The organism is Priestia sp. D3YE.R1, from assembly GCF_049199565.1.
GTDB lineage: Bacteria > Bacillota > Bacilli > Bacillales > Bacillaceae_H > Priestia > Priestia aryabhattai.
On sequence record NZ_JBLTHW010000002.1, the window covers coordinates 543554 to 561372 of the forward strand.

A 17819-nucleotide genomic window follows, 5' to 3' on the forward strand; every position below is an offset into this window, starting at 1 on the left:
AGGAAATAAAATGAAACTTTGTACAGTAGGATTAGGATATATCGGATTACCAACATCTATTATGTTTGCAAAACATGATGTGGATGTTGTAGGTGTAGACGTAAGTCAACGCGTAATTGAATCATTAAACAATGGGAAAATCCATTTAGAAGAGCCTGGTCTGCAGGAAGCGTTAAATGAAGTAATTGAAAAAGGTACATTCCGCGCAGCATTACAGCCGGAAAAAGCAGATGCATTCATCGTAGCGGTACCAACACCAAACCATGATGATCAACATAAATCTTGTGATCTATCATATGTATTAAGTGCTGTAAGCAACGTCATTCCTTACTTAGAAAAAGGAAACGTATTAATCGTAGAATCTACAATCGCACCGCGCAGCATGGATGACCATGTGAAACCGTTAGTAGAAGCAGCAGGTTTTGAAGTTGGTAAAGATGTGTTCTTAGTACATTGTCCAGAACGTGTACTTCCAGGACAAATTCTTCACGAACTAATCCACAACAACCGTATTGTTGGAGGGCTTACACCAAATTGTACAGAAGCTGGTGCAATGGTATACAGCACGTTTGTACAAGGTGAAATCATTAAAACAGATGCAAAAACAGCAGAAATGTCAAAACTAATGGAAAACACATTCCGTGACGTAAACATCGCGCTAGCAAACGAATTAACAAAAGTATGTAACGAATTAGAAATCGATGCGTTAGAAGTTGTTCAAATGGCTAACAAGCATCCGCGTGTAAACCTTCATACACCAGGACCGGGTGTAGGCGGACACTGCTTAGCTGTAGACCCATATTTCATCGTTGCAAAAGCGCCTAAAACAGCGCAGCTTATTAATCTAGCAAGAACAATTAACACATCTATGCCTCAATACGTAGTAGACAACACAAATGCTCTAATGGAAAAAGTAGACGGACGCGTTGTGACAGTATTCGGTTTAACGTATAAAGGAAACGTAGACGACATTCGTGAAAGTCCGGCAATGGAAATCTATGATCTATTAAAAGCAGAAGGCAAATACGAAATTCGCGCATTTGACCCTCACGTGGAACAAGATTGGGTTGAACAAGATATCAAGGAAGCTGTACGTAACTCTGATTTAGTTCTTGTGTTAACAGACCATAATGAATTTAAAGAATTAAACTGGAGCGAATTAGAAGGTATGGCAACAAAACGTATTTTTGATACGAAAAACGTGGTAGCTAACCGTTCTGACAATTTCAGCTATATTAACTATGGTAACCTACATGCATTTCTTAAGAAGGAAGAAGTAATGGCATGAATTCTGTAGGGAGGATTTTGAAAGAACAATCCTCGAATTTTCATTTGATATTGAGATTATCTCTTTATGATGCAAAAAGTAAATACCAAATGCACTATCTTGGAGCTGTATGGCAGTTTTTAGGACCTGCCATACAGATTCTTCTGTACTGGCTTGTTTTTGGATTAGGAATTCGTGGAGGCGCACCCGTACATGGAATTCCATTCTTCGTATGGCTAATTGCTGGGTTAATCCCTTGGTTTTTTATTAGTCCTTCCATTACTCAAGGTTCAAACAGTGTGTACGCAAGGGTAAATTTGGTTTCAAAAATGAAGTTTCCAGTCAGTGTACTGCCAACTGTCACAATTGTCAGCAACAGTTTTCAGTTCATCATCATGATGCTGGTTATGGGAGTTATCTTCGTTATTTATGGAATTAATCCAGGATGGTATTTACTTCAATTGCCATATTATTTAGTAGCGTTATTTGTGTTTTTATTTGCGCTTACGCTGCTAACATCAACTATTTCAACGTTAATAAGAGATTTTCAGCAAGTATTACAATCATTAATGAGAATGGTGCTTTACTTATTGCCTATTTTATGGGATACGTCTAAATTGTCACATGTATATGAAACGATTTTAAAATTAAATCCTCTCTTTTACATCGTGCAAGGATTTAGATATTCATTGTTAGGTTACGGTTGGTTTTATGAGGATTGGATATATACATTATATTTTTGGGTTATCACATTATTAATACTAACAGTAGGATCAATCCTGCATTTAAAATTCAGAAATAAATTCATCGATTACTTGTAATCTAGGAGCGTAATCTATGGCACTAAAAGTTCAGTTTAAGAACGTTAGTAAAAAGTATGTTTTATATAAAAAAAGATCTGATAAACTGCTCGAGATTTTCTTTCCAAAAAAGAAAAATGAAAGCTTTTACGCACTAAGAAACATCTCTTTTTCCGTGAACGAAGGAGAAACCATTGGTGTTGTGGGAATTAACGGATCAGGAAAATCAACTCTTTCTAACTTGCTGTCGCAAGTTGTGCCTCAGACGTCAGGTGATATTAAAATTAATGGTGAAACATCATTAATTGCTATTTCGGTAGGGTTAAATAATAACTTAAATGGATTAGAAAATATCGAATTGAAGTGTCTGATGCATGGACTAACGAAAGAAGAGATTAAAAAAATCACTCCTGATATCATCGAATTTGCTGATATCGGAAAATTTATTACTCAGCCTGTTAAAAACTATTCGAGCGGTATGAAATCGAGGCTTGGATTTGCCATTTCGGTTCATACTAATCCTGACATACTGGTAGTCGATGAGGCTTTATCAGTAGGAGATCAAACATTTTACGATAAGTGTTTGAAAAAGATTAATGAATTTAAAGAACAAGGTAAAACTATTTTCTTTATCAGTCATTCGTTGACTCAAATTCGCAGTGTGTGCAACAAGGTCATGTGGATTCACTTTGGAGAGTTAAAACAATTTGGCGGCACTCGTGTTGTTTTAGAAAAATATAAAGAGTTTGTTAAATGGTTTAATGGATTAACTGATGAAGAGAAAAAGCAGTATAAACTAGATATGCTGGCTAATCAGGCAAAAGATGAATATGCCTTGATGAATGAAAAGAGTGAGTATGATCAGCCTTTATACTCATTAGAGCAGCGTACAAAGCGACGTGAACGAAAACAAAAAAGACGAAAAACGTTCAAGCTTTATTGTCAAGTAGGCATTTTATCTATGCTGTCTTTGTTTTTAGCGATTTTAATGTTTTATACATAAGGTTTATAAAGCATTTTAATAATATTGAGAATAGATATGTAGATTGATATATCTACTATTCAAGGAGGATCTCTAATGAAAGCAAAAGTATTAATTCCAATCGTAGCAGGTGCGCTATTATTCACAGGCTGCAGCAATGACAAAGAAACTGCGAGCAAACCAACTAAAACGGAACAAACTCAACAAGAAAAAACAGCATTAAACAAAGTCTCTATTAAAAACGTAGGAGACAAACGCTTAGAAGTAAAAACAACAGCGGAAGGGAAAGACCTTAAATACGCTTATTCCGTTTATAAAGACGGCAAGTTATTCCAAAAAATCCCTTACTCTTCAAAAAAAGAGTTGGCTTATAAGCTAACGAAGTCTGGCGACTATCGTGTACGCGTATACGTGAAAGCTGGAAAAGAAAAAGCTGTTGCTAAAAGCACAGAGTTAGTAAAAGTAACAAAATCATAATAAATAAAAAAGATCACGGGATATCTCCCGCGATCTTTTTTTATTTTAGATTTAAACTTTCTTTTAATTCAGTAGATAGTTGGTTACGCGTGTCGTCAGATACGGCATAATAGTAGATACCATTAATCTTTTCGCCTTTTCCATCTATCTGCAGCTGTTCTGAATTTTTACGTGCGTCTTTATAGTTCGATTGGATTTGCTTCATGTCATCAAACGTAAGGTTTGTTTTTACATTTTGACCAATTGCATCTAAAATCGTACCATAATTTGTTAAAGACTGAACGCTAGCTCCTTCTTCAATAACTGCGTTAATCACTTGACGCTGACGCTGCTGACGTCCAAAGTCACCGCGAGGGTCTTGTTTACGCATACGTGTATATGCTAGGGCTTCTTTACCATCCAATGTTATATTCCCTTTCTGGAAGCTGTATCCACCAGAACTGAAGGCAAAGGAGTTGTTAACTGTTACGCCTCCAACAGCGTCTACAATGTCTCTGAAGCTTTCCATATTCACTTGAACGTAGTAGTCTACAGGTACATCTAGAAAGTTCTCGACTGTATTGATAGCCATATCCACGCCACCAAAAGCATAAGCATGGTTGATTTTATCTTGTGTTCCTTTTCCTACAATTTCAGTTCGCGTATCACGTGGAATACTTACCATTTTCATAGACTGTGTCTTTGGGTTTACCGTCATTAAAATAAGAGAGTCTGAACGTCCTCGGTCACCGGCACGCTGATCTACTCCTAATAGTAAAATAGAAATAGGATCGCCGTTTTCCAAACTCACTTTATTTGAACGTTTTTCAGATACATCACGTTTTAAAGGTTCGTGTGTTTGTGTAAATGTCTTTTCAACGGAATGCCATATGCTATATGCATAGCCTGCTACACCTAGAATTAATACTAAAATAATACCAAGAATAATTTTAAACGCGCGTTTCTTTTTCGGTTTTTTTCGTTTGCGTCTGCGCGCATTTGAAGGTTGTACTTGTTCTTCCATGTGGAACCTCTCTTCCTTTTCTTTATGTATTGATAAAATAAATGTCTTCTATGTAAGCCATTATTCTTATCTTTTTCATTGTAAAACACGTCAAAATGATTAAAAAAATGACAAATTTAATCAAATTTCTTCATGTACTTTAAAATTATATTATAATAAAAGAAAAAAAGAAAGATATAGTAAGGGAGACATTTTATGAAAATTTTAATTAATGTATTTGCTATTCTCATCTTTATCTCGTCTTTAGTAGCAGGAAAGATGTACTGGAATCATCAATTAGACAAGCAGTTCGAAACAAAGCCTACAAGAGTAAGCGCAGCCGAAACAAAAAAGGATATGCAAAGTGAGACTAAGAACTTGCCGGAATCAATCGTGAAGAAATTAGAAAAGGCAAAGAAAATGGGAAATACTGTAAAACTTGTAATTGTGGGATCCGCTCCCGAGAAAGATGTAAAGACATGGGGAACTTTATTGAAAGATAAACTAGAAGATACATATGGGACAGATTTAATAAATGTAGAGTTGTATGAATACAAACAAATGAATACATTACAATTTGTGAAATCAAAAACGTATGAAGAAATTACAAAAGCAAAGCCTGATATCTTGCTTTTTGAACCATTTTTATTAAATGATAACGGCGTAGTAGGTATTAACAATACAATTGATAACTTGCAAATTATTATGAAGCATATTGAAAGTGAAAATAAAGACCTAGTTACTATTTTTCAACCATCAGCTCCGGTCTATCAAGCTCAAAATTACCCTAACGACGTAAAGGCTTTAGGAACCTTTGCTAAAGAAAATGGATACGAGTTTGTAAATCATTGGAGTGCATGGCCAGATTATAATGAGGAAGACATTTTAAAGTATTTATCTGATGAAAATGGCCAACCGAACGAAGAAGGAGAGAAGGTATGGTTTAAATTTCTCTCTGAGTATTTTACTAATTCATAATGAAAAAGCACGCTACCTTATAAAGAAGGTTCGTGCTTTTATTTTTTAATTTGTTACAACAGGTAAAAGTAAAGCGTTAAGCTGCTCTAAAAATCTTTCATAATAAGCTGGTTGATAGTGTCTTGGCGTAAGACCCCATTTGTGATTTTCATCTGCCATAAATTCTTCTTTTATTTCAAGGTATGTACTATTGTTAATTTTGTTGCCAAGGTATGTATACATATACTCTAATTGCTGATTGTGACGTTGAATTTCGTCTTGATTTTCAAAAACTTGAACGTTTCCTTCTTTATCTACATATTTTTCTTTCCAAAACGCTTTATGAATAATGACTTTTGAAATGCTGCTTGCGTTGATTCTTTCGCATATTTTATCAGCAGAACTTTCCCATAATTCATCAGTGCGTTCTACAATTCTTTTACTCTTTAAATCATTCATTAAATTAGATTGAGCAAATTCTTTGGAAAGGGCGATGTAAGATTCTCCGCGTTTCATAAGTCTTAATCTTTCAGAGAGTAAGTCAATGATTAACGTGTCGGCAGGCTCTTCATCCACATGTTTTAAGAAAAGTTTATTAAGATCATTGTATACACTTCTACGCTGGAATCTGGACTCAATGTGGATGCCTCGAATGGAAAGTCCAACAGGTTTGGATGCTAGCGATATAATATTCGTTCTAGCAAAATACTCATTAATTTCATATTGATGGTCAAACATAGCAAAAGGGTCTCTAGAAACACAGCTTCCTAGAATGTCAATTTTTTTCTTCAAATTCATCTACAACTCCTACAATATTTTCTCATTTTTAGACACATATAGAAAAACTATAAACGAAGAAGAAGAGAAAAGTCAATCAGTGTTTAGGTATATTTACTCACTTTCTATCTCGTTAATTTTCCATTATTTATTTTTAACATTTTCTTCAAGAAAAGAATGTTACATTTCAATACAAAAGGAACGTCTATCAATCCCAAAAGAGAGCATGAGCAAAAATAGATACTTATGCTAGAAGATAGAAAAAAAGCCCTGTGATATAATATAATTCATGGAATACTATCCATGATCTGAGGCATAGAAAGAGGAGAAAAAAATGATAGATATATATACCAATATCTTGCCAAATGCGAACAGTGGTCCCAAAAGTGTAGAAGAATTTTTAGAGATGGCAAATGTATTAGTGAAACAAGGAGTAACAGAAGTCGTAGCAGCACCTCTTTATAACGGAAAAGATTCCAGCTGTAGAGAAGATGTCGATCTTGCGAATGAATGGTTAAGAAAATCTTCTATTTCGTTAAGCGTTTTACCAGGTCAAAAAGTAATTGCCTCTACCAATATGATTGTATCAAATGAAGATTATTACACGATGACAATAAATGAAAATGAAAAATATATGTTTTTACACATTCCGCAAGACGTGGAAATTGAAGTGTTAGAAAATATTGCTTACGAGCTTCAGCTAAAAGGTATTGTACCGGTTTTAAATGAGCCTGAGTGCCATTCATTATTTGTGGAGAATCCTCCGCACTTGTACAAGCTCGTAAAAAATGGAGCAGTCGTTCAGCTGTCTGCACAAAGTGTGCTGGGCGGCAACGGCAGTAAAGCTAAAAAAGCAGCTTATCAGTTCATTGATCACGGATTAGCACACGTTATTGCATCAGGTGTAAATCGTGAAAACTATCAGCAGTACGGCCTGCAAAAAGCTTATTCAGCCGTTTCTAAAAAATACGGCAACAGCAAGCTTTATCATTTCATGGAAAATGCTGAGGCTATTGCGAGCGGGAAGGCTATTTATAAACAAGAGCCTGAACGCATCAAAAAAACAAAATTTCTAGGAATCTTTTAATTTTTCCCTTTGTATCCTGATTAACTTCTGTTTAATCAGGGTATTTGCATACAAAGACCTATTTAAATCCCTTCTTTTATCATCATTATTTGGAGTTATTTTACAAATTATGTTTGCGTTTTCACATAGAGTGATAGTAAAATATTGTTAGTTAAGTAGATGGCAGGAAAGTACGCGGTTTTCCGGGGTTCGTGGTGGTAAATGTCGAGAAGAATACATAGTTTCACATTTAAAATCGTCGTAGAATAGAGCTATACAAAACGCAGGGAGGGAAATAAAGTGATTGATATTCATACGTACATATTGCCTAATATCGATAGCGGACCTGAGGAAGTAGACGGCTTTTTGAAGATGGCACGCTCCTTAGCGGATCAAGGTGTTCAGTCGGTTGTGGCGACGCCTCTTTATGATAGCGATCAAGAGTTTATGAAACACCATTTATTTCTCTATGTGAACGCAGCTAATGAATGGCTCACGAATTCATGTATTCCTCTTCAAGTATTACCAGGTCAGCTTGTCCCTTTATCGCCTCAACTTCTGCGAAACTATGAGCGAAATCAGCTTCTTACGCTTAATCACACCGATAAATATTTGTTTCTTTCACTGCCTGAATATGATGTCTCACCTTATTTTGAAAAGATACTGTCTGATCTTCTAACAAAAGGCATTGTGCCTATTCTTCGTTCACCAGAATGTCATCCAATTTTCCGAGATCACCCTGAGCGTTTGTATGGGCTTGTTAAAAAAGGCGTACTTATTCAGCTAAGCGCGGCTAGTATTCTTGGTTTAAACGGAAAAAAAGAAAGAAAAGCGGCGTGTACGTTTATTAAATACCGCTTAGCCCACGTGATTGCCTCTGGCGTTCATGCTCGCAATTACCACGACTATTCACTTTCAAAAGCGTATGATTACATTTCCGATATGTACGGTGCGTCAGAACTTTATTTTTTTATTGAAAATGCAGAGGCGATTATCGACGGTCGTCCGGTTCATCAATTAGAGCCTGAGCCGATGAAAAAATTTAGTTTATTTAAATTATTCAGCTGAAAACAAGGGACTTTTCCATAAAAATGGGAAAGTCCCTTGTTTTGTCTTTCTTTCATTGTGGTATGGAATAGAAACAACGTTAAAAGAAAGGAAGGCTGAATATGATAAAAACTACAGCTGGAAAAGCAGCTATGTCGGTATTAAAAGAATGGAATATCGATCACATTTTCGGTATGCCGGGAGATTCCATCAATCATTTTATGGACAACTTGCGCAGTGAAAAAGATGAAATTGAATTTATTCAAGTCCGTCACGAGGAAGTAGGCGCACTTGCGGCATCTTCTTACGCCAAAATCACAGGCAAAATCGGCGTCTGTCTGTCGATTGGAGGGCCGGGTGCGATTCATTTGTTAAATGGTTTGTATGATGCGAAAGCAGACGGTGCACCGGTTCTGGTGCTAGCCGGACAGGTGCCTCGTGCGAAGCTTGGCAATGAATCATTTCAAGAAGTGAACTTAGAACGGGTTTTTGATGATGTGTCGGTGTTTAATCACCGAGTAGACTCGCCTGAATCGTTTCCGCATTTGCTGCAGCAAGCGATTCGAACGGCTTACGCTAAAAAAGGTGTAGCAGTTCTAGTTATTCCAGATGATATTCCGTCTTCAACAATTAAAATTGATGAAAAAACGCCAATTGCTAATGTATCAAAAAGCATTTCTCACAGTGACCCAGAAGATGTAGCTAAAGCGCTTCTAGCGATTAAATACGCGAAAAAACCGGTTATTTTAGCAGGAACGGGTGCCAAGCATGCGAAGCTTGAATTAGCGCAGTTTGCGGAAAAAATTGCGGCGCCGATTATCTTTACGCTTCCGGGCAAAGGAATACTCCCTGATCACCACCCTTATAATCTAGGGCAGCTCGGTCAAATTGGGACGAAGCCGGCGTATGAAGCGATGGAAGAAACCGATTTGCTGATTATGATTGGAACGTCGTTTCCATACCGTGAATTTTTACCGGACGGGGTTGAAGCGATTCAGCTGGATTCTGATGCCACACAAATCGGCAGACGCTATCCTGTATCCATCGGATTAGTCGGAGACTCTAAAACGACCCTATCACAGCTTACGCATAATTTAGATTACCAGGAAAACCGCCGTTTCTTAGAAGAGTGTCAAGTTAATATGGAAAACTGGTGGAAACACGTAGAAAAAGAAGAAAACGAAGTGAGTACGCCAATCAAGCCGCAGCAAGTCATCCCTAAGCTGCAAAAAATCGTCGATGATGATGCGATTGTATCTGTTGATGTCGGGAACGTAACGGTATGGATGGCGAGACATTTCCGCATGACAAATCAAAAATTTGTGATTTCAAGCTGGCTGGCAACGATGGGCTGCGGACTTCCAGCTGCGATTGCAGGAAAGCTTGCTCATCCTGAAAAACAATCGGTAGCCGTTTGCGGTGACGGAGGCTTTACGATGGTCATGCAAGACTTTGTGACCGCTGTGAAGTACAAGCTGCCAATCGTTGTAGTCGTCCTCAATAATAGTGAAATCGGGATGATTAAATATGAACAAGCAATTCAAGGTCACTTGGATTACCAAACGCAGCTCGGGGAAATGAACTTTGCGAAGTTCGCTGAATCATGCGGAGGAATTGGCTACCGCGTTGAAAAATACGAGGAGCTCGAAACCGCTTTTGAAAAAGCAGCGCTTGCGAATGTCCCTGTGGTGATTGATGTCGTTATTGCGGATGAGCCGCCGCTTCCAGGTAAAATTTCATTTGGACAAGCAGCCAATTATTCGAAGCACATCATGAAAAAGTTCTTTAAAGAACATGAGCTCGAAATGCCGCCGCTTCGAAAAGGACTAAGCAGAATGCTTTAATCAGTGACTCTCCTTACAGGAGAGTCTTTTTAGGAGGGATATCATGGGAGTGTTTGAAATCATTTTACTTATTTTTGGTGCGGTCATGATGCTTGTGATTGTAGTGCCGGTTATTATGGCTATTATTCTTTGGATGAAAGATGAAAAACAAGAAGAGCATTCGGTTTTGAGAAACTATCCGCTGCTCGGGAAAATGCGCTATATTTTTGAGAAAATGGGGCCTGAACTGCGTCAGTATTTATTTTTAAATAATAACGAAGGCAAGCCGTTTTCTAGAAATCAATACGAGCAAACCGTTAAATCAGGTAAATACCTCAACCGAATGATGGGGTTTGGCTCAGAGCGTGATTTTAACGAACCTGGCTATTATATTCGAAACGCGGTATTTCCAAAGCAGCGCGATGAAATGAAAGCGGATAATACGACAAAAATTAAAACAAAAGTATATAAAATGGACGCCGATAACTTATTCAGCCGAAGAGAGCACCGAGAAGAAAAAGAAGCGGATCCGTTTTATTTGCGGGATGAAGAAGCGGTTGTTATAGGTCCTTCATGCAAAAAACCGTTTGTTGTAAAAGGATTAATCGGCCAGTCCGGCATGAGCTTTGGAGCGCTTGGTGACCACGCGATTACCGCTTTATCACTAGGGTTAGGACGAGCAGGCGGCACCTGGATGAACACGGGAGAAGGCGGACTGTCACCGTATCATTTAAAAGGAAACGTCGATATCATTTTTCAAATTGGGCCAGGGCTTTTTGGCGTTCGGACAAAAGAAGGCGAATTTTCATGGGAAGAATTTAAAAAGAAAAGTGAAATGAAGCAAATCAAAGCGTTTGAAATTAAGCTCGCCCAAGGAGCTAAAACGCGAGGCGGTCACGTAGACGGTTCAAAAGTAACGGAAGAGATCGCAGAAATCCGCAACTTAAAGCCAGGAGAATCTGTAGACAGTCCAAACCGCTTTAAAGAGTTTGCATCGTATCCTGAAATGTTCCAGTTTATTGAAAAGCTTCGAGATATAGGCGGCAAGCCAGTAGGCATTAAAATGGTTGTCGGCAACACAAATGACCTTGAAGAAATGGCGGCGTATATGAAAGAGACGGGAATCGGACCTGATTTTATTACGATCGACGGAGCAGAAGGCGGAACAGGCGCATCGTTTCAAGAATTAGCGGACGGAGCCGGCGTACCGCTGTTTTCAGGACTTCCTTTTGTAGATGAACTGCTTAAAAAATATGGCGTTCGTGATGAAGTGAAGCTTTTTGCATCGGGCAAGCTGCTAACGGCTGATAAAGTTGCGACGGCTTTATCACTGGGTGCTGACTGCGTAAATATTGCCAGAGGCTTTATGTTTTCTGTTGGCTGTATTCAAGCGCAGGTTTGTCACAATAATAGGTGTCCCGTGGGCGTAGCGACAACGGATCCAAAGCTGCAAAAAGCGCTTATTATTGAAGAAAAATCATACCGCGTGTGCAACTACGTGCTGTCATTACGTGAAGGGTTGTTTAATTTAGCCGCAGCAGCCGGTATTGATTCGCCAACGAAGTTTTCAAAAAAACACGTGGTGTTTAAAAACAGCAGCGGACAGTTAGCTGATATTTCTGTAAAAGAAAAGATGTATGTATAAAAAGCTGCCAATCGGCAGCTTTTTATTGTCTTCTTTGAAGCAAATGCAGGCAAAACTCTAAGTCTTTTTGTAGGTGCTCTTGCATTAACGTTTCGGCTTTTTCAGCATTGCGTTCTTTAATCGCGTTATAAATGTCTTCATGTTCGTCAATTAAAAACGGGCGGTTGTAAAATACCACGGTATGACGGAACAAGTAAATGATGGACTGCATGCGGTCGATGATGTTAATCATTACGTCATTGTTGCTTGCGTTCACAATAATGGCGTGAAAACGTTCATTTGCACTCATAATTTCTTCAAACGAGCCGTTTCTTCCGATGTCTACGCATTCCTTTAACTCTTCTAATTCGTTATCAGACAAAAAAGTCGCTGCAGCTTTAGAAGCTGAGCCTTCTAGCAGCATTCGCACTTCAAACAAGTTGCGTAAATCTTTTTCTGTCGGCGACACCACTTTTTTTCGAACAATCAGTCCTTCATATTCTAAGCGTCTAATGGAATCACGAATCGGCGTTCGGCTGAATCCAAGCTCGCTCGCTAATTTTTCTTCGACGATTTTTGTACCGCCTTCAAGCTCACCGTTTAAAATTTTATCTCGAATCATCTCATAAGAAGGGTGATGAGACGAACGAGAACCTTGATTTCTTAACATACTCTACTTCACCTCTAGCATTCGACACGAGAAAATCTCGTCTCTTTCTCTCTTTATTTTTAATCATTTTGTACGCGTATACCCAAATCATACTATAACTTGTGAAAAGGTGGGACGGAAAGTTTCGGTTTTGGAAATAAATTTCATTTAAAAAAAGGCTAGACAAATAAATAGAATGCGAATATGATGAGTGTATACAAAATTATCAGAAATGTATACAAAAAATATTTTAACGTATACATTATTTTTTAAAACATATTTGAAAACGTATACAACAAGGGGAGGAAACGAAAATGACAAAACGCGTTGGATTTATTGGACTTGGAATTATGGGAAAACCGATGACGCTCAATTTATTAAAAGCAGGTTTTGAGGTAACGGTTTACGATATTAATAAAGCAGCAGTAGAAGAAGTGAAAGCAGCAGGAGGATTTGGAGCAGAAAGTCTTGCTGAAGTTGCAGTGAACAGCGACGTGATGATCACGATGCTTCCGGCTTCACATCATGTAAAAAGCGTGGTGCTTGGAGAAGAAGGGTTAATTCATAGCGCCAAAGAAGGAAGCGTTATCATCGATATGAGTTCCATTTCACCGGTAGCATCAAAAGAAATTGCGGCTGAACTTGCACAAAAAGGAATTCACATGCTAGACGCTCCGGTTAGCGGCGGAGAGCCAAAAGCAATTGACGGCACGCTTGCGATTATGGTCGGTGGAAATGAGCACATCTTTGAAAGCGTTTCATCTATTCTTTATGCGATGGGAGCAGAAGTAACGCTTGTTGGAGACAACGGAAGCGGCGTAACGGCTAAGCTTGCGAACCAAGTGATTGTAAACTTAAACATTGCAGCGATGTCTGAAGCACTTGTGCTAGCAGCCAAAGCAGGCATTGACGTTGAAAAAATGTATCAAGCGATTCGCGGCGGATTAGCAGGAAGCGCTGTATTAGATGCAAAAGTGCCGCTTATTTTAGACCGCAACTTCGTAGCAGGGGGACGCATTGATATTAACTTAAAAGATATGACAAACGTGATGGAAACGGCTCATGACATTGGCGTACCGCTTCCGCTTTCAAGTCAGCTGGTGGAAATTTTCCACGCGTTAAAAGTAGACGGAAAAGCAAGCGATGATCACGGCGGAATTGTACAGTACTATGAAAAGTTAGCAAACGTTGAAGTGAAAAAGAAGGTGGAAGCATGATTAAACAGCAGGAAAAACGCCTTGTAAGCGATGTGTTTAAAAACATTCCAGCGGTCGATGATGCACTTGTACAAAAAATGCTCGACGAAGAGCTTCTGACGTTTAATCAAAAAATCATTGTGCTAGACGATGATCCAACGGGTGTTCAAACGGTTAACGGTATTTCCGTCTATACAGACTGGAGCAAAGACAGCATTAAGCAAGGGTTTTTAGAAGAAAACTCCATGTTTTTTATCCTAACGAATTCACGCGGATTTACCGCTTCTGAAACGGAAAAAGCCCACGCGGACATTGCTGCTGTTATTACAGAGGTAGCGGCTGAAGTAGATAAAGAGTTTTTAATTATCAGCAGAGGTGATTCGACTCTTCGCGGTCACTACCCGTTAGAAACAGAAGTATTAAAGAAAACCGTTGAACAGCACTCCAATCAAGTGCTCCACGGCGAAGTGATTTTTCCTTTCTTTAAAGAAGGCGGACGCTTTACGATTGATAACATTCACTACGTGCAAGATGAAGACTACTTAGTGCCGGCGGGAGAAACGGAATTTGCAAAAGACCGTACGTTTGGCTACAGCAAGTCTCATTTAGGCGAGTGGGTAGAAGAAAAGTCAGAAGGGAAATTCAAAGCAAGTCATACGACGTATATTTCGCTCGGGAGCATTCGTGCCCTTGATTTAGTAACGATTACAAATCAGTTAATGGAAGTGAAAGACTTTAACAAAGTGATTGTGAACGCAGTGGATTATGTAGACGTGAAAGTTGTGACGATTGCGCTTCTTCGCGCGATGAAGCTTGGAAAGCACTTTATGTATCGAAGCGCTGCGGCTTTAACAAAAGTGATGGGCGGAGTGAGCGACAAAGACCTTTTAACAAAAGAAGAGCTCATTAAAGAAAAGTCGTCAAACGGCGGATTAATTATGGTTGGCTCGCACGTAAAAAAAACAACAGAGCAGTTAGAAGAATTAAAGAAATGCAGCTTCATTGAATTTATTGAATTTGATTGTCATCTTGTCTTAGAACCTGAAAAGTTTGAAGAAGAAGTGAATCGTATTATCAATGAAGCAGAAAAGCTTATTTCCAAAGGTCAAACGGTAGCTGTGTATACAAGACGCGAGCGCTTAGATCTTGGCGAAGGCAAAAAAGAAGAAGAGCTTAAATTATCGGTAAAAATTTCAGATGCGGTTACAAGCATTGTTCGCCGCTTGAACGTTCGTCCAAACTTTATCGTCGCAAAAGGCGGCATTACGTCAAGTGATATTGGCGTAAACGGCTTATCTGTAAAGCGTGCGACGGTTGCTGGACAAATCAAACCCGGCATTCCGGTATGGGTAACGGGAGAGGAAAGCAAGTTTCCAGGCATTGCATACATCATTTTCCCTGGGAATGTTGGAGCCAAAACAACGCTTCGAGAAACGGTTGAATTACTAAGTAAATAGAAAGAAGTGAACGTACGAGGTGCGTTCACTTTAGAAAATATTTGAAAGCGTATACATTATTTGGATGTACGTACATGAAAAATGGTCACACTAAGGGGATGAACATATGAATTCAGTATTCGGATTAAGTCATGAAGCAAGTCTTTTGCTGTATGCGATTGTATCGATTGTCGGACTGATCTTTTTAATTGCTAAGTTTAAAACAAATCCGTTCGTAGCGCTAATTGTTGCGGCTTTGTTTATGGGTCTTATTTCAGGAATGAAGCTGCCTGATATCGTAACGGCTTTCCAAGAAGGAGTAGCGAGCGTCTTAGGATTTATCGCGATTGTTCTTGGTCTTGGAACGATGTTAGGTAAAATGATGGCAGAGTCAGGCGGAGCCGAGCGTATTGCCCGCACGTTAATTAAAGTGTTCGGTGAAAAGAACGTACACTGGGCAATGATGGTTGTAGCCGTTATTTGCGGTATCCCGGTCTTTTTCCAAGTTGGCGTTGTGTTATTAATTCCGCTTGTGTTTGTAATTGCCAAGCATACGGGTACGTCACTTATTAAAATTGGTTTATCATTAATTGCCGGTTTAGCCGTTGTTCACAGTTTGGTACCTCCGCATCCGGCAGCGATGCTAGCGGTGGATATCTTTAAAGCAGATTTAGGTAAAACGATTTTGTATTCATTAGTTGTAGCATTTCCAGCTGCAGCCGTGGCGGGTCCTATTTACGGATCGTTCATTTCACGCCGTGTTCACGTAGAACCAACGGGTGAAATTATGGAGCAGTTCACAGAGTCGAAGCATAAAGATCTTCCTGGCTTCGGCATTACATTATTTACGATCCTACTTCCGGTACTATTAATGCTTTTAGCAACGATCACTGGGTTTGTTTATCCAGAAACAAGTACGATTCGCTACGTAACAAACTTTATCGGAAGTCCAATCGTTGCGCTTTTAATTTCATTGGTATTTGCTTTTTACTCGTTCGGTTTTGCAAGAGGATACAACAAAGACGATCTATTAAAATTCACAAACGAATGTCTTGGACCCGTTGCTTCGATCATTTTAATCATCGGTGCAGGCGGCGGTTTTAATAAAATTTTAACAGCAAGCGGTGTAGGTGACGCGATTGCAGGATTTGCTCAAGATGCCCATCTTTCTCCTATCGTGCTAGCGTTTGTGATTGCCGGGTTAATTCGTGCAGCAGTTGGTTCAGCAACAGTGGCAATGACAACAGCAGCAGGTATTGTCGCACCAATTGCAGCAACGATGCCAAACGTAAGTCCGGAGCTGTTAGTACTAGCAACAGGCGCAGGTTCTGTGATGCTATCGCACGTAAATGATTCTGGCTTCTGGTTAATCAAAGAATTCTTCAATATGTCAGTGGCTCAAACGTTAAAAACGTGGACAGTGATGGAAACGATTCTATCATTTGCGGCTTTTGCAATGGTTCTTATTTTAGACATTTTCATCTAAGAAAAAAAGCGCTGGTTTCAGCGCTTTTTTCTTTGATATAAAATATATTCAAAATATTTCAAATAATGAGAAAAAAAGACTAGATTTTTCCCGTTTCGATAGTATAGAATAGTTATAAAGTAGCAAAGGGGGTAGATGTATGACAAATGACGAAAAGTATCAAATTGGTTTGACGACAAAAGCATTAATTCCAGTGAACGATTCTGTGCACCGAACGAAGGTGCTGGATGAAGCAGGAGAATACATGCTAAGCAAGACGTGTAAGCAATTATTAGAAGAAGCGTGTATTCGAGAATTAAGTACGTTTAAGGGATCGATTGCCGCCGTTCGAAAAATGTTTCCGTACAAACAGCTTACGCCGCTTGTTATTAATCGTTCACAAGCCATCATTGCGTTTCCGACATCTTCGCCAAATGACTATAGCTGCGCTTGGATTTTTGCCTCTCATGTTCATACTTCACACACGCTTGCTACAGTTGATCCAACCTCCATGCTAATTCACTTCAAAGATGGAACGTTCATTCCAGTGAAGCTTTCTTATTATAGTTTAGAAAAAAAGCTGGCCAGAGCGGCTGTTATTCGTAATTACTGTTTAGAAAGTCCCGTTGTCTTGGCATAATCGTTCGATTTATCGAATAAACTTGTCCTACATATGAACAATCGTTTGGACTACACATATGAACGGAAGGAGGAAGCTTATCATAAGCTTCCTCCTTTTCTTACTCCTGAAGAAGCGAGGCCTTTAGTTTTTTGCGAGCTGCTTTTCCCCAGTTTTTAACGGCTCCCGTGGAGACTCCGTATTTGTAGGCAATATCTTTATACGAGTAGCCTTCTAGCAGATGTTCGAGTACATAGATTTTTTCTCTCCCTGTTAAGTGTTCGATATGCTGCTCGATGATTTCACTTTCTAGCGGCACGGGAAGAGCGGGATCTTCGTTCAGTGAAAGCAGGTTTTGCTCAGCCGGTGTTTCACGTTCTTCGTATAAAATGGTGCCTTTTAGATGAGAAAGGATCGTACCGCGTACAGTTGTGTAGGCATAAGCGGAAAAAGAGCCTTTGTTTTCATCAAATTTTTGATACGCTCTCCATAAACCAATTAACGCAATTTGATAATATTCGTCGTAGTCTTTGTAAATATGAAATTTTTTAATCATCGACACAATTAATGGATGAAAAGATGAAGCGATTTGATCAAACGAGCTTTTTTGCATGCAGCATTCCTTTTTCAAAAACGCGTTTTTGCTGTATTC

The 17819-nt window shown here is 39.0% G+C and carries 17 protein-coding genes; 13 read left to right on the forward strand and 4 right to left on the reverse strand.

All coding sequences use genetic code 11. The features are described from left to right. Positions 1-10 precede the first annotated feature (10 nt). The 4 genes from ACOZIR_RS14950 (at position 11) to ACOZIR_RS14965 (ending at position 3526) form a co-directional block, all read left to right on the forward strand. Entirely contained in the window at positions 11-1288 is a 1278-nt protein-coding gene (locus ACOZIR_RS14950) for a nucleotide sugar dehydrogenase (protein WP_045293110.1), read from the forward strand. After that, the gene (locus ACOZIR_RS14955) at positions 1285-2088 is read left to right on the forward strand and encodes an ABC transporter permease (RefSeq protein ID WP_045293108.1); all 804 of its coding nucleotides are present in this window, start codon (positions 1285-1287) and stop codon (positions 2086-2088) included. The genes ACOZIR_RS14950 and ACOZIR_RS14955 overlap by 4 nt, the downstream gene beginning before the upstream one ends. A gap of 16 nt (positions 2089-2104) precedes the next feature. After that, positions 2105-3070, forward strand: a complete 966-nt coding sequence (gene tagH / locus ACOZIR_RS14960) for a teichoic acids export ABC transporter ATP-binding subunit TagH (RefSeq protein WP_071276409.1) — start codon at positions 2105-2107, stop codon at positions 3068-3070. Between the two features lie 75 nt (positions 3071-3145). Beyond that, positions 3146-3526, forward strand: a complete 381-nt coding sequence (locus ACOZIR_RS14965; RefSeq protein WP_043979836.1) for a triple tyrosine motif-containing protein — start codon at positions 3146-3148, stop codon at positions 3524-3526. A 40-nt stretch (positions 3527-3566) separates the two neighbouring features. Here ACOZIR_RS14965 and ACOZIR_RS14970 read toward each other — a convergent pair whose 3' ends face one another. Then, a complete protein-coding gene (locus ACOZIR_RS14970; RefSeq protein WP_328120810.1) occupies positions 3567-4529 on the reverse strand; it encodes a LytR family transcriptional regulator in 963 nt (320 codons plus the stop codon). 195 nt (positions 4530-4724) lie between these two features. Between ACOZIR_RS14970 and ACOZIR_RS14975 the strand changes: the two genes are divergently transcribed. Further along, positions 4725-5486 carry an SGNH/GDSL hydrolase family protein gene (locus tag ACOZIR_RS14975; protein WP_421535703.1) on the forward strand — a complete coding sequence of 254 codons (762 nt, stop codon included), beginning with the start codon at positions 4725-4727 and terminating at the stop codon, positions 5484-5486. A 45-nt stretch (positions 5487-5531) separates the two neighbouring features. Here the strand turns inward: ACOZIR_RS14975 and ACOZIR_RS14980 are convergent, their stop codons facing one another. Then, complete coding sequence (locus ACOZIR_RS14980) at positions 5532-6263, reverse strand: DUF6270 domain-containing protein (protein WP_328120813.1); 732 nt, start codon at positions 6261-6263, stop codon at positions 5532-5534. A 313-nt stretch (positions 6264-6576) separates the two neighbouring features. On the opposite strand from ACOZIR_RS14980, the gene ACOZIR_RS14985 reads away from it, so the two are divergent. From ACOZIR_RS14985 to ACOZIR_RS15000, 4 genes are all read left to right on the forward strand, one after another. Beyond that, positions 6577-7329 carry a CpsB/CapC family capsule biosynthesis tyrosine phosphatase gene (locus tag ACOZIR_RS14985; RefSeq protein ID WP_328120815.1) on the forward strand — a complete coding sequence of 251 codons (753 nt, stop codon included), beginning with the start codon at positions 6577-6579 and terminating at the stop codon, positions 7327-7329. Between the two features lie 279 nt (positions 7330-7608). Continuing rightward, positions 7609-8376, forward strand: coding sequence for a tyrosine-protein phosphatase (locus tag ACOZIR_RS14990; protein WP_328120817.1), 768 nt, complete (start codon positions 7609-7611; stop codon positions 8374-8376). A gap of 101 nt (positions 8377-8477) precedes the next feature. Beyond that, positions 8478-10199 carry a pyruvate oxidase gene (locus ACOZIR_RS14995; RefSeq protein WP_045293097.1) on the forward strand — a complete coding sequence of 574 codons (1722 nt, stop codon included), beginning with the start codon at positions 8478-8480 and terminating at the stop codon, positions 10197-10199. Positions 10200-10242: 43 nt separating this feature from the next. Further along, the gene (locus tag ACOZIR_RS15000) at positions 10243-11823 is read left to right on the forward strand and encodes an FMN-binding glutamate synthase family protein (protein ID WP_328120819.1); all 1581 of its coding nucleotides are present in this window, start codon (positions 10243-10245) and stop codon (positions 11821-11823) included. Positions 11824-11845: 22 nt separating this feature from the next. Here ACOZIR_RS15000 and ACOZIR_RS15005 read toward each other — a convergent pair whose 3' ends face one another. Then, positions 11846-12472 (reverse strand): GntR family transcriptional regulator, encoded by a 627-nt coding sequence (locus ACOZIR_RS15005; RefSeq protein ID WP_061859631.1) that lies wholly within the window; start codon positions 12470-12472, stop codon positions 11846-11848. Between the two features lie 293 nt (positions 12473-12765). Here ACOZIR_RS15005 and garR point away from each other — a divergent pair, with 293 nt between their 5' ends. The 4 genes from garR (at position 12766) to ACOZIR_RS15025 (ending at position 17188) form a co-directional block, all read left to right on the forward strand. Then, a complete protein-coding gene (gene garR, locus ACOZIR_RS15010) occupies positions 12766-13668 on the forward strand; it encodes a 2-hydroxy-3-oxopropionate reductase (RefSeq protein WP_045293093.1) in 903 nt (300 codons plus the stop codon). Continuing rightward, positions 13665-15104 (forward strand): four-carbon acid sugar kinase family protein, encoded by a 1440-nt coding sequence (locus ACOZIR_RS15015; protein ID WP_045293092.1) that lies wholly within the window; start codon positions 13665-13667, stop codon positions 15102-15104. The genes garR and ACOZIR_RS15015 overlap by 4 nt, the downstream gene beginning before the upstream one ends. 106 nt (positions 15105-15210) lie before the next feature. Beyond that, positions 15211-16569, forward strand: coding sequence for a gluconate:H+ symporter (locus ACOZIR_RS15020; protein WP_013055857.1), 1359 nt, complete (start codon positions 15211-15213; stop codon positions 16567-16569). Between the two features lie 139 nt (positions 16570-16708). Further along, positions 16709-17188, forward strand: a complete 480-nt coding sequence (locus ACOZIR_RS15025) for a competence protein ComK (RefSeq protein WP_230931995.1) — start codon at positions 16709-16711, stop codon at positions 17186-17188. Positions 17189-17288: 100 nt separating this feature from the next. Here ACOZIR_RS15025 and ACOZIR_RS15030 read toward each other — a convergent pair whose 3' ends face one another. Further along, positions 17289-17780: a sigma-70 family RNA polymerase sigma factor gene (locus ACOZIR_RS15030; protein ID WP_257041167.1), complete on the reverse strand. Its 492-nt coding sequence runs from the start codon at positions 17778-17780 to the stop codon at positions 17289-17291. Positions 17781-17819: the final 39 nt, after the last annotated feature.